The sequence below is a fragment of the bacterium genome (assembly GCA_030647005.1).
Classification (GTDB): Bacteria; Patescibacteriota; Patescibacteriia; order JACPHY01; family JACPHY01; genus JAUSKG01.
The window spans coordinates 35,308-47,637 of sequence record JAUSKG010000027.1 but is presented as its reverse complement, the minus strand read 5'-3'; the positions used below and the strand labels follow the sequence as shown (position 1 = coordinate 47,637).

Below are 12,330 nucleotides of genomic sequence, written 5' to 3'. Positions count from 1 at the left end.
GGGAGGTCGCGGGGGGTGGCGGTGGTGCGGAGGGAGGCGACGGCGGTTTCCACCTCATCAATGTTCGTGAGGGGTCCTTGGTATCCGAGGGAGCGGAACTGGTCTCGGATTTGCTGTTCGAGGTTTTTCACGTAGGAACGGACATCGCGGGGGAGGTCGTGCTTCGCGATGCCGTGGTGGCGTTCGGGGGTTGGGGGGTGTTCGAGCATATTGTCTGTTCCCTCCGAAGCTGGCGCGTGAGCGTCAAAAATTCAGTGCCGAAGATTCAGCACCAAGGATCATCGCGAGAATCCCACCCCCACCGTGAATGCGAGCATGCTCACGATGACCATGACACTCACCACGGTCCAGAGCACCTTGATTGTCTTGTAAGACATAGGAGCCCATCGTACCACACTCACCGCTTGAGGACCGCGACGTAGGCCTCGGGGGGGAGATCCACACGGCCGGTGGCGCGCATGGCCTTCTTGCCCTTCTTCTGTTTCTCGAGGAGCTCCTTCTTGCGCGTGACATCGCCACCGTAGAGCTTCGCGGTGACGTCTTTGCGGAGCGGCGCGATGCGCTCCGATGCGACGATCTTCCCGCCGAGCGCGGCTTGGATGCGTACCTCAAACTGGTGGCGCGGAATTGCATCCTTCAACCGCGCGACGATGCGACGGCCCACCTGCTGCGCTTCATCCTCGTACACGATGGTCGCGAGGGACTCCTCCGGTTCACCCGCAACGATGATGTCGAGCTTGCGCACCGCCGCATCGCGGTAACCGATGATTTCATAGTTCATGGAGGCGTACCCCGCCGACGCGCTCTTGAGGCGGTCGTAGAAATCCACGAGCACCTTCGCAAGCGGCAGCTCGTAACGCAGGAGCGTGCGTCGTTGACCCTCGGCGCCGCCACCGAGGTACTCCGTGGTCCGGTAGGTGCCGCGGTACTCCTGGCAGAGCTGCATGAGCCCGCCCACGTACTGCTCGGGGGTGACGATATCCATCTTCACCCACGGTTCCTCGATCCGCATGATGTACGACGGGTCCGGAAGCCCCTGCGGCGATCGGATGATCTCCGTATCACCGCGGTCGGTCTGCGAGGTGCGACTCACCTGGTACGCGACGGACGGCACCGTCACGACAACGTCAATCGCGTGCTCGCGGATCAACCGCTCGCGGAACACGTCGAGGTGGAGGAGGCCGAGGAACCCGCAACGGAACCCCACTCCGAGCGCCTGGGACTGCTCCGGCTCGGCGATGAGTGCGGCATCGTTGAGCTGGAGCTTGCCGATGGCCTCGCGGAGTGATTCGGTCTCGTTCGAGTTCTTCGGGAACACACCGGCATACACCATGGGCCGTACCTCCTTGTATCCGGCGAGTGCAGCACCTGCGTGGTGCTTCGCGCTCGTCACCGTGTCACCGACGCGCGCGCGGCGAATGTCCTTGAGTCCGGTGACGATGTAGCCGATCTGCCCGGGGCCCAGGATGTCCGTTGCGTAGAGCTTTGGATTGAACGATCCCACCTCCGCCGCCTCGATCGTCGCTCCCGTCGCAAAGAATGTGAGTTTGTCCCCGCTCTGCACCGTGCCATCCACGACGCGCACGTACACGTTGACGCCGCGGTAGTCGTCGTAGATCGAATCGAAAATGAGCGCGCGGAGCCCCTCCCCGCTTGCGGCTTCTTTTGGTTCCGGAACCCGCTCCACGACCGCGTCGAGGAGCGCCGCGACGCCCTCCCCCGTCTTGCCGGAGACCGCGAGCACCTCGTCACGGTCGCATCCGAGCAGCTCGACGAGCTCATCTTTCGTGCGCTCGACATCCGCAGCGGGTAGATCAATCTTGTTGAGCACGGGGATGATCGTGAGATCCTGCTCGATCGCGAGGTAGAGGTTCGCGATCGTCTGCGCCTGCACGCCCTGCGTAGCATCCACGAGAAGAATCGCGCCCTCCACCGCTGCGAGCGAGCGCGATACCTCGTAGGTGAAGTCCACGTGTCCGGGCGTGTCAATGAGGTGGAGTGTGTACTCCTTCCACCGCATCCGCACCGGCGCGAGCTTGATCGTGATCCCCCGCTCCTGCTCGAGGTCCATCTGGTCGAGCGTCTGCGCCTTGAGATCACGGCTGGAGACGGTGCCGGTCAACTCCAACATCCGGTCAGCCAGGGTGGACTTCCCGTGATCAATGTGGGCGATGATGCAGAAATTGCGGATCGCGTGCATGTCCATAACGTGACGTTATCGTAGCAGAGAACCCTGCGGATGCCTACCCACGCGCCTCGTCGGCACCGCCGGTGGGGAGTCGTGCGGCACGGAGCACGCGGGTGTGGAGCGCCTTCGCGAGCGCGGTGATCTCGCTCGACCGAAGGAGGACACCCACGCCGAGGTAGGCACCAAACCCCAGACCGCCAGCGAGCGCGCCCTGGAGCGCAATGCCGACGAACGTCTCCGTACCCAGGAGCGATGCGATGCCGGGCTTCACGAGCTGAATGACGACACCCATGGCGATTGCGGCGATGCCAAACTTCAGGAGCGCTCCGTTGATGCGGGACTCATCGAGCGCGCCGGCACGTCGTCGGAGCGCGAGGAGGAGGAGCGACGACTGCACGCCCGCAGCGATCGCAAAACCAAACGCCAACCCGCGCGGCCCCATCGCCCGCCCGAGGAACCACGCCGCAACGATGCCGATGCCGTCGGCAATAATGCTCACCACAAACGGGGTGCGCGTATCCTCCCACGCGTAGAATGCGCGCGTGCAGAGCGGGACGATCATGAGGAAGAAGAGTCCAAAACCGAACGCCTCGAGCGTCTCGAGCGTGCGCACGGTGTCGGCCCATCCGAACGCACCGGTCCCGAGGATCACGCGCACGATCTGCGCCTTGAGCGCGAGGAGCGCGACGATCGCGGGGAACGCGAGGAGCGCGATCTGTCGAAACGTCTGCGAGAAGTGGTCGCGGAACTGCGCGAGGTCACCCGCGGCGACCGCTCCCGAGAATCGGGGGAACGCTGCGATCGCAAACGAGTACCCGAAGAGCGCGACCGGAACCATCGCGATATTCACCGCGAGGGTGAACACCGCGAGCGAACCCGCCGCGAGGGTAGATGCGATCCCCGCGATGACGAGGAGCTGTACCTGCTGCGCGCCGAGTGCGGCGATACGCGGGAGGAGTTGGCGCACCATCGCGCGGACGTGCTCGTTGCGCCACGATGGAGACCAACGGAGCCGCAACCCCGTGCGCCGCGCGGCAATCCCCTGGAGCACGAGGTGTCCACCCGCACCCGCGACGACACCCCACGCAATGCCGATCGGGCCAAGCACCGGCACGAGGAGCAGCACGCCGGCAATGATGCCGATATTGTAGAGGAGTGGCGCTGCGGCGAACGCGAGGAAACGCTCCTCGGCCTGGAGCACGCCGCCGACCACCGATGAAAGGCCGAGGAGGATGGTCGCGATGAAGAGCACGCGGCCAAACGATGCGGTGAGCGCGAGCTGCGCCGCGGTGAAGCCGGGTGCGATAGCCGCGAAGAGCGGCCCCGCAGCGAGCGCACCGATAGCCGCGAGCACGATGAGGAGGAGCGCGGCATTCGAGAACACCCGCGAGGCGAACCGGTGGGCATCGGTGCGATCGCGCTGGCGCAAGCGCATGAAGATCGGCAGGAACGCCGCGGAGAGTGCCGCGAGACCGAGTAAGTTGAAGACGACATCCGGTATGCGGAACGCCGCGTAGTACGCATCGAGCACCTCGCCCGCGCCAAACGTCCCCGCGAGGACGCGGTCCCGCACGAGGCCGAGGAGCCGACTCGCAAACGACAGCGCCGCAATGAGCGCCGCTACCGCGGTGATGGATTGTCCGTTCGTACGCATGGTTGTAGTGTACCGCGTCCGCCACAGGGAATGGAAAAACGCGCTCGGGGGAGCGCGTCTTTGGGGGATGGAGGACATCGGATGACCGACTCGTTCGTACCAAGGACGGCCGCCCTGTCGCTAACGTGCGTGTCGCACGCGGACGAACGAACTCCGATGTCCCCTCGTCGTCATTCGTCTCTCGGAGACGTGTGACAGCGACGGAACATCGAAGCGTGCTCCTACGCTACGACCTTCTCCTGGTGCGGGAGTCCCTGTACGGCACCGAATACGCGGTGGCGCTTGCGCATCTGGAGCACGAGCTTATCCTTCGCGAGATCAATCGCCTCACGGAGTGTGTGGTCGTCCTCCTCGGCGATCCAACGATGCGTATCCGCGAACAGCGTGAGCGTCACCTTGAACGCCTTCTTCTTCGCAAAGCGTTCCGCACGGAACGTGAGGTGCACATCCGCATCCGCAGAAAGTTTTGGCAGCGCACGCTCAATCATCTTCGCCTTTGGGATGAAGTACTGTCGGCAGAAGTGCTGATCGAACTCGCCCATCTTCTTGAAGCTGTAGGAAATCTCCATAGCAACGATACTACTCCACAGGACGGCTATTTCTTTCGCCTCACTGACGCACCTGAAGAGTAGCAGAGAATCCCATCCTGCGCAAGACGCGCCGAAGATGGCTGAAACCTTGATGTTTTAAAAGAAATCGAGACGTGGCGAGTGGCGAGCTACACGATACAGCTCGTCTCGAAACCGCCAAAACAGAACAACGTAAACGCGGCGTTGAGGACCACGTGCGTTGCCGATGCGAGCCAAATGTTCGGCCATCGCGTCCAGAGCGTGGCAAAGACGATGCCACCGAGGAAAGAGAGCGGCAGCACGATCGCCGGATCGGGGAACACGACGTGAAGGAGCGTGAAGAGCGCGGCATTGACGACGATGACCATCCGCGGCGACCGAAGCACCTCGCGGAGCATCGGCATGAGCATGCTCCGGTAGAAGAACTCCTGCGCGACGCTCACCGGAATGAGGACGCCGTAGCGGAAGTGTGGCGCGAGCCACCACTCCGGCCGCAGCACGCGACCCGTCGCAAGCGCGACGCCCACGATCCCCGCAGCTCCAACCACCGCGAAGAGACCATACGCGAGCACGGCGACTCGCACATTCGCCCACTGCACCCCCATCTCCCGCATGGAGTACCGCTTCACAGCAACCGCGAGCGCCACAATCCCCACTGCGACATACACCCACCGTCGCAGCTCAACCGGAATAACGCCAATCTCCACGAGGAGAAAAGGAACAACGAAAATTCCGACGATCGCAGTAATCATGCGGAGACCACGAAGCATAACCTCACTCCACCCTTGACCACCTTAAAAATTCTTATAGATCCCCTCGTCGTCCTACAGAGAAATGATGCCATCCAAATCAGAAAATTGACGATAATGCACCGCATCTATTCCGAAGGATTTCGCAGTTTCAACATTCTCCTGATCATCATCAATCAACAAGATGGATGCTCGATCTGTCACATGCACCTTCTGGACCACATGCGCAAAAAATGCCTCTTGATTCTTCTTGAAACCTACATCCCCAGAAATGAATGCACCATCAAACAGATGACGAAGCCGGTTCCAGAGATACGCGCCACGATAATGTTCATTATTTGATACGAGGTAGCATGGTACTCCTGTAGCACGCAGATTCTTGATGAGCGATACAATCTCCTCATTGAGATTGTCACCGGTCGAGAACCAATAATGCATGAGCGCATCAACAGTGCCCGACCAGCCCCATCCTCCAATCACTTTTGCCAATTCTTCCTTGAGATCTGCTTCCCCAACTACACACCGCTGAAACGGACCTTTGAAAAATGGCTGCATGGCCTCCATCGAAATGCCGTGACTTTCAAGCAGTACCTCACTAAACAATCTTCCTTCTTTGATGGTGACGCCATCTCCATCAAACAACACGACGTTATATGGCATAGTAGTTATTCATCCATTGCATCGCCGCGGCCGCCGAAGGACTGGTTGATATTTCAGCGTATCATATATCCCCCACGCAAAACGCCACTGCTTGTGCAGAGGCGTTTTGCATTCGGGGACAGGGATTCGAACCCCGATTGATGGATCCAGAGTCCATAGTCCTACCGTTAGACGATCCCCGAATAGGTTGTGAAGCACTCGGCGCGAGACCCTAGAAAAACCGTAGCATAGTGCTCTTGTGCTGTCGAGGCACTAGCCGCTCGGTGCGGGGAACTCATCGAGGACGCGAGAGCCGAAGACCTCGAGGGCAGCGTCGGCGGTGGTGTCACCGGTTGCGGGGCGACAGGCGCGGTCAAGGGCCTGGAACTCATCGGGGGGGATGACCGCTTGCTCGAGGCGTATCGGAACCCCGAGAATATTGGTGATCGCGGCGATGATGGCATCGGTGATCCCGGGCTGCCGCACCTTCTCCGCGTGGAGCTTGTAGCGAAAGCCGATGGTGAGCGTCGTCCCGTCCATCGTCTGCGGCCGACCACCCTCGAGGAGGTACGGAATCGCGCGATTCACCGACGCGAGGTCGCGGACGATGCCGTGCCATGCGCGCTGCACGGTGGCGAGCGCCTGCGCAGCGTCCATGCTCACTCCCCCTTGCGCGGAGGGGGAGGTATGCGATGCGGTGGCGCGTGCGGTGGCGGGTTTCGCTTTCAATGGCTTGTGGCTCACGACGGGAGGCGGGGAGGACGGGGGCGACGACTGACGATCATCATCGTGCGTGGTCGGCGTTCGCGGTGCGGGGGTGGCGGCCGGTGTGCGCGCGATGAGCGTGAGCGCGACGACCTCGATGAGGAAAAAGGGACGATCCGAGCGGGCGAGGCGATCGGGGAGCTCGGTGAACATACGGAGCGCGAGCACCTGGGACGACGTGAGGCGCCCCGTGGTTGCTGCGGCGCGCGTCATCGCACGGAGCTCGGCAATGGTGTCGCGACAGAACGCATCCGCGTCACACCCCGCCGCCGATGCTGCGTCGAGCGCGGCGATGGCGGCGGCGGCATCGGCGGCACCAACGGCATCGAGGAGCACGCGGACGTGCTCGCGGTTGGGCCGCGGGAGCACGAGTGCCGCGCTCGCCGCATCCACCGCCGTTCCGCCCGCCGCGAAGAGTTGCCCGAGGAGCGACTCCGCATCGCGCACCGAGCCGTCGGCGATTCGCACGACCTGATCGAGGATGTCGCGCTCCACCGCGATCCCCTCCTCCCCCGCGAGCCGCTCGAGACGCCGCACGAGCGTCTCCTCATCCACGCGACGGAACATGAAGTGCTGGCAGCGGGACGTAATCGTCGCGGGGACTTTCTGGAGCTCCGTCGTCGCGAGGATGAAGTGGACGTGATCCGGCGGCTCCTCGATGGTCTTGAGGAGCGCGTTGAACGACGACGTGGAGAGCATGTGCACCTCATCAATGATGAAGACCTTCTTCGCGGCAACCGACGGCGCGAAGCGTGCGGTCTCGATGATGTGCTCGCGCACCGCATCAATGCCCGTGTACGTCGCCGCGTCAATCTCCATGACGTCCATGCAGCGTCCCTCCGTGATCTCGATGCACCGCGGACACGCATTGCACGGCACCTGCTGCGCCTCGCGCGCGGTGCCCCGACCCGCCTCGCAATTCACCGCTTTGGCGAGCAATCGCGCGGTCGTCGTTTTCCCCACGCCGCGCGGACCGGAGAAGAGGTACGCGTGCGCAACACGATCCGCGGCGATCGCGGAAACGAGTGTCGTTGTGACGTGCGACTGTCCCACGACATCCTCGAACGTCTGCGGACGGTGTTTGCGATAGAGTACGGGCATGATCGAGGACTCGCAGCAAAAACCTAGCCCTTGATGATGTTCTCCACAGCCGCCCAGGTGCTCGGGGCGCCCTTGGGGACGAGGACGACGACTTCATCGCCGGACTCTCCACGGTAGTAGGTGACGGATGCGCGGAGGATGCGGAAGCGCTTATACTCGACAATGGGGAGGTCGCTGCGCTCTTGGATCGCACGCTTGATGCTGCTCCGTTCCACCTCCGCGTCCGGCACGATGACGACGAACTCGCCGCTCAAGTCGTCACGCTCAAGGACCCCCACGCGACGTTCGCGCGCGATGGGCCCGATCTGTTTGTACACGAACGCACCGCGCTGCGTGATGCGCAGCTTGAGGATGTCGCCCTCGACGAGCTTGGACTTCGATGAGTAGTTCGCGGGCACACTGTACTGCTTCCCATCGGGACCGATCATGTGCTGCCCGTCGAAGACACCCTCGATAATGCGAGCTGCTTCATGGTCTGCGTTCGCGATGCTGCTCTGCAGCGGATCAACGGGGCGTACCTGCGCCATAGGTTTTGGAGGCACGACCTCGCGCGATGCTGCGGCAACCGCCGCCATGGCCATCGCCGGCGCTGCAGCTACCTCATGGTCCATGAGCGAGAGGACGTTGCGAATGTGCTCGTCGAGCTCGCGGAGCTTCTGGCGGACGAGCTCAAGCGATACCGGCGGGGCATTGAACGATTCACGGGATACCGATGGGAACAGCTCTGCTGGATCGAAGTCCTCACCATCGAACGATGTATCCATCGCGTCAAAGGGAAATGGCGGCATAGGTGTTTGTTGCTGAAAGTTGTTCACTGTCTCCAGCATACGTCGCGATGACCGGTGGCGCAATGCTCAGAACCGTGGAAAAGCCGTGGAGAACACACATCCTGCACGGCCTTGACACCCCTGCGGGCCTCTGCTACGGTATTCACGTGTTCGTCCACCCGATGAACGCCAGGGAGGAAGGGAGTCATGGAACGTTGGCCAGACGTAACCGAAGCAACGGTGGCACAGTCGCTCGCACTCCGGAACGAGGGGCGCTTCCACGAAGCGCAGGCCGTCCTCGAGCGCGCAGCGCAGCACGCGCCGCGTACGCCGAGCATTGCGCTCGCGCAGTCGGATATCGCGATCCGACTCGGAAAGTTCCACGACGCGCTCGCATACGCAGAGGACGGCATCGCGGAGAGCGACCCCATCGCGTATGCGGAGGAGCACCGCGACCTCCTCATCAATGCGGCGATTGCCGCGCGTCGAATCGGGAGGATTGATCGGGCACGGTGCTACGTGGAGATCGCCTACGCGATGGATGCCTGCGACCCGTTCACGAACCTCCAGCTCGCGAAGGTGTGCCTCCTGGAGCATCGCGCGCACGACGCTGCGGCAAGCGCCACTCGCGCGATCGCGAACGTGCACGTGGACGATGCACTCGACATCATCACCGGTGCTGCGGAGATCATCCTTGACCCGAACATCGCGCCGGCAACCACGCTCGCGCAACGCGCAATCGCCCGAGCCGCACGCGCGATCCGCATGCGCGCACCGCGATCCCTCGCGACCTCCGAGCTCCTCGAGGCGCTCCGCACCGCGACCGATACGATCGAGGAATCCGCCGTGGCGACGCTCACCCACCTCCTCCATCCCGCCTGAGCGCGACACGCGCCCCAGCGAACACCGCGTGAACACCATGAACCCCGCACAACATCTGTGCGGGGTATGCTCTTGCCCGCACGGAACGTCACCCAAGCCGCGAACGCTCCATGATCTCCTGCTCCACGAGCATGCGATCGCGGCCGTACTTCAGACGCGAGAGCTGCATGATCGCATCGGCGACCTTTTGGTCTCCGCCCGCACCGCCGCGGGTCTTGAAGTTGAACGCGCGCTGCGCGGAGTTATCAATCATGAGTCGAATGTACGCGTTGTACTTCTCAATGTTCATGACATCGTGCGTGGTGACGGGTGGGCCGAGCTGCGTTGCAACTGTCTCCGCATCGTCCACGCCGATGCGGAAGCTCACGACCGTACCGACGTTGCCAAAAATCGCATCGCGCACGGAGGTGTCGTTGTTCTGGACGAGCTGCCCGACGTACTGATGCGCCATGATGAGGTCGAGGCGATACTTCCGCGCCTCCGCGAGGATCGTCGCAATGGAGTCGGTAACGAAGTTCTGGAACTCGTCAATGTAGAGGTAAAAATCATGGCGCTGTGCCTCCGGCATGTCCGCGCGCGCGAGTGCCGCAACCTGCAGTTTCGTCACACAGATGAGACCGAGGAGCTTTGCGTTCATCTCACCGACCTTCCCCTTGCTGAGATTGATGAGGAGAATCTTCTTGTTGTCCATGATATCGCGGAAGTCGAACCCGGAGTGCTGCTGGCCGATGATGTTCCGCACCATCGTGTTCTCGATGAACCGACCGATCTTGGACACGAGGTACGGGAGCATCTCACCCTTTGTCTGTGACGCGGTCTGCGGGAGCTCTTTTTCCCAGAACGCGCGCACGATGGGATCCGTTACGGTTTTGAGCTTCTCCTTCTGGAACGCCTCGTCCGTGAGGATGCGTGGAATCTCCACGATCGTTCCCTGGTTGCGAGGGTCCGACATGAGCGCGAGCATCGCGTTGCGCATGTAGTGCTCGAACATCGGCCCGATCATGCTTGGGTCGGAGACGAGCTTGTAGAAAATCGCGATCATCTCCTGAATAGCAAAGTCCACGGCCTCCGGCGTTGCCGCCTCAAGCATGTTGAGCCCCACCGGCCGCTCGACATCGGATGGATCAAAGAGGATGACATCGTCCGCACGCTCGCGCGGGATGAACGGGAGGATCTTCTCCTCAATCGCGGTCCCGTGCGGGTCAATGAACGCGACGCCGCGTCCCGCCGCGATGTCCTGCTTGATCATCTCCTCCATGAGCGTGGACTTCCCGACGCCCGTGGAGCCGATGATGTACATGTGGCGGCGACGATCCTCTGGCTTCATGCGCACCGTGACGCTCCTCCCGCGGTACAGCGCATCACCGAGGACGATCCCCTCGCTCGGCATGGTCACCGGCGGCGGTGCTCGGCGCGCACCGAGCCAGGCGATGTTCGGCGTTTGCGTCGTCGTGAGCGGCAGGTGCCACACGCTCGCCATCTCCTCCGTGTTGAGCACGACGCGACGGTGATCGTCAAACTGACGGTAGACGAACTGGCGAATGCGCGTGTCATCGCTCCTCGGCTTGCCCACCGTGAACATGTTGCCGTACTCGTACACGTTGTACTGCGCGAACGCCTGAGTAATGGAGTTCAGGATGAGCTCGGCGCGCGCAGGGGTCTCCGATGACGCAATGACGCGGAGGTTCACATCGAGACCCGCTTTGGACGCCTTCTCCTCCAGCCCCTTCACGATCTCCTGCTCCATGGGCGAGAGTTGGTGCTGGCGCTCGATGGCATCCTGTTTTTTCGTCTTCAATACATCAAAGAATTCTGATAAAAAATCAAGGAACAACTTCCAAAAACCACTTCCGCTCGCTTCCGCAAGCGTCTTTCCTTGCTGCATCTCCCGCGCAATCTTCACCCCGCCGGATCGCCACGATGCCCGCGCGGACCGCACGACGAACTGGATCGCGGCACCTTCATCTGCGCGAATCTGACTCATGGCGTTCGTGAGCGAATCGAGCGGATCGGACTCCATCTTCCGGTAGGTCTTCACCGGAAAGTATCCGGCGCGCTTGAACTGGAGCGTCGCGTGGACGATGGCACCCTGAGGATGGAAGATGTTATAGTCCTGCACTTCCTCAATCGTCGCGTCGGGCTCCTGCGCGTGGAGCTGCTCGGCAATGTACCCGCGATGCGCCCGCGGTGCCGCAATGAAGAAGAGGACGTTCCCGCGGTGCGCGACGATCTCAAACGCGAACACGTCATCGCGGCCGGTGAGCCACGCGCGGAACCCACGCTGCGCGCGGAGACCGGCAATCGTGGTAAAGAATGCCTCGGTTTGCGCGATGGACTCCTGGACGTGCTGCGCGCTCTCCTGCCCGGGCTGCTCCTCTCCCCGTTCCTTTGGGACGAGCACCTTGAACACCACGAGGTCGAACGCACGCTTGAGCGAGACGTGCCGTCGCATGAACGCGCGCACACCGAAGAGCACCGCAACAGCAACGCCGAGGAGCGTGAGGAGGACCGCGAGCGTGATGAGGAGCTGGAGGGTGGTCATGCGGGCATCCGAACGAGCGCGAGGAGCGCATCGGTCTTCACTTTTGCCTCCTGGGTGAGGAACCACCGGTTGACCTTCGGGATGATGTGGAGCCAACGCTCGATATCCGCGTGCGCCGCGCGTACGTCCATCTCACCGGATGCGATCATGGTTTCCATGCGAGCGGTGAGACGCGCTGCGGCTGCACGGAATGCCTGCTGCACGGACGGGTCGAGCGCGAGGTAGAGCGTCCGCAGCTGGTCGTCCGCGAGCGCGAACTCAATCGCATCGCGGAGCGCGGATTTCTGCACGCGCGGGGGCGCAACGGGCTGCGGTGCCGGAGCAGGTGGAGCGTCGCTGCGATGCACTGGCTGCGCAGGTGCTCTCGGGCGCTCCGTGATCTGCGCCTCAACGCGCTCGAGTTCCTGTGCACGCGCGCTCGCCGGCTGTTCGGGGGTGTGGATGATATCCATACGACGCACGCAATCGCAGCAT

11 protein-coding genes and 1 tRNA gene are annotated in these 12,330 nt (G+C 62.4%); 1 reads left to right on the top strand and 11 read right to left on the bottom strand.

Features of this window, described 5'->3' with window-relative positions; translation table 11 throughout:
- The 9 genes from Q7S96_03730 to Q7S96_03690 form a co-directional block, all read right to left on the bottom strand.
- Window positions 1–209, bottom strand: a 209-nt coding sequence (locus Q7S96_03730; GenBank protein MDO8463350.1) for a hypothetical protein, incomplete at its 3' end; no start/stop codon positions are given.
- 188 nt (window positions 210–397) lie between these two features.
- Window positions 398–2,206, bottom strand: a complete 1,809-nt coding sequence (gene lepA, locus Q7S96_03725) for a translation elongation factor 4 (GenBank protein MDO8463349.1) — start codon at window positions 2,204–2,206, stop codon at window positions 398–400.
- A 37-nt stretch (window positions 2,207–2,243) separates the two neighbouring features.
- Window positions 2,244–3,842, bottom strand: coding sequence for a murein biosynthesis integral membrane protein MurJ (murJ, locus tag Q7S96_03720; GenBank protein MDO8463348.1), 1,599 nt, complete (start codon window positions 3,840–3,842; stop codon window positions 2,244–2,246).
- Window positions 3,843–4,063: 221 nt separating this feature from the next.
- Window positions 4,064–4,411, bottom strand: a complete 348-nt coding sequence (locus Q7S96_03715) for an HPF/RaiA family ribosome-associated protein (GenBank protein ID MDO8463347.1) — start codon at window positions 4,409–4,411, stop codon at window positions 4,064–4,066.
- A gap of 149 nt (window positions 4,412–4,560) precedes the next feature.
- Window positions 4,561–5,181 carry a CPBP family intramembrane metalloprotease gene (locus tag Q7S96_03710; protein ID MDO8463346.1) on the bottom strand — a complete coding sequence of 207 codons (621 nt, stop codon included), beginning with the start codon at window positions 5,179–5,181 and terminating at the stop codon, window positions 4,561–4,563.
- 54 nt (window positions 5,182–5,235) lie between these two features.
- Window positions 5,236–5,820, bottom strand: coding sequence for an HAD-IA family hydrolase (locus tag Q7S96_03705; protein ID MDO8463345.1), 585 nt, complete (start codon window positions 5,818–5,820; stop codon window positions 5,236–5,238).
- Between the two features lie 111 nt (window positions 5,821–5,931).
- Window positions 5,932–6,002: transfer RNA gene (locus Q7S96_03700), tRNA-Gln, on the bottom strand.
- Window positions 6,003–6,072: 70 nt separating this feature from the next.
- Window positions 6,073–7,665, bottom strand: a complete 1,593-nt coding sequence (gene dnaX, locus Q7S96_03695; GenBank protein MDO8463344.1) for a DNA polymerase III subunit gamma/tau — start codon at window positions 7,663–7,665, stop codon at window positions 6,073–6,075.
- Window positions 7,666–7,688: 23 nt separating this feature from the next.
- Window positions 7,689–8,453, bottom strand: a complete 765-nt coding sequence (locus tag Q7S96_03690) for a hypothetical protein (GenBank protein MDO8463343.1) — start codon at window positions 8,451–8,453, stop codon at window positions 7,689–7,691.
- A 186-nt stretch (window positions 8,454–8,639) separates the two neighbouring features.
- On the opposite strand from Q7S96_03690, the gene Q7S96_03685 reads away from it, so the two are divergent.
- A complete protein-coding gene (locus Q7S96_03685) occupies window positions 8,640–9,314 on the top strand; it encodes a hypothetical protein (protein ID MDO8463342.1) in 675 nt (224 codons plus the stop codon).
- Between the two features lie 88 nt (window positions 9,315–9,402).
- Here the strand turns inward: Q7S96_03685 and Q7S96_03680 are convergent, their stop codons facing one another.
- Together Q7S96_03680 and Q7S96_03675 are read right to left on the bottom strand one after the other, a co-directional pair.
- Entirely contained in the window at window positions 9,403–11,856 is a 2,454-nt protein-coding gene (locus Q7S96_03680; GenBank protein ID MDO8463341.1) for a type IV secretion system DNA-binding domain-containing protein, read from the bottom strand.
- Window positions 11,853–12,308 carry a hypothetical protein gene (locus tag Q7S96_03675; GenBank protein MDO8463340.1) on the bottom strand — a complete coding sequence of 152 codons (456 nt, stop codon included), beginning with the start codon at window positions 12,306–12,308 and terminating at the stop codon, window positions 11,853–11,855. Before Q7S96_03675 ends, Q7S96_03680 begins: the two co-directional genes overlap by 4 nt.
- Between the last annotated feature and the right edge of the window lie 22 nt (window positions 12,309–12,330).

Bases quoted from the DNA above. Each gene is read 5' to 3' on its own strand.
- lepA (MDO8463349.1), bottom strand. From the start codon at position 2,206: ATGGACATGCACGCGATCCGCAATTTCTGCATCATCGCCCACATTGAT.
- murJ (MDO8463348.1), bottom strand. From the start codon at position 3,842: ATGCGTACGAACGGACAATCCATCACCGCGGTAGCGGCGCTCATTGCG.
- Q7S96_03715 (MDO8463347.1), bottom strand. From the start codon at position 4,411: ATGGAGATTTCCTACAGCTTCAAGAAGATGGGCGAGTTCGATCAGCAC.
- Q7S96_03710 (MDO8463346.1), bottom strand. From the start codon at position 5,181: ATGCTTCGTGGTCTCCGCATGATTACTGCGATCGTCGGAATTTTCGTT.
- Q7S96_03705 (MDO8463345.1), bottom strand. From the start codon at position 5,820: ATGCCATATAACGTCGTGTTGTTTGATGGAGATGGCGTCACCATCAAA.
- dnaX (MDO8463344.1), bottom strand. From the start codon at position 7,665: ATGCCCGTACTCTATCGCAAACACCGTCCGCAGACGTTCGAGGATGTC.
- Q7S96_03690 (MDO8463343.1), bottom strand. From the start codon at position 8,453: ATGCCGCCATTTCCCTTTGACGCGATGGATACATCGTTCGATGGTGAG.
- Q7S96_03685 (MDO8463342.1), top strand. From the start codon at position 8,640: ATGGAACGTTGGCCAGACGTAACCGAAGCAACGGTGGCACAGTCGCTC.
- Q7S96_03680 (MDO8463341.1), bottom strand. From the start codon at position 11,856: ATGACCACCCTCCAGCTCCTCATCACGCTCGCGGTCCTCCTCACGCTC.
- Q7S96_03675 (MDO8463340.1), bottom strand. From the start codon at position 12,308: ATGGATATCATCCACACCCCCGAACAGCCGGCGAGCGCGCGTGCACAG.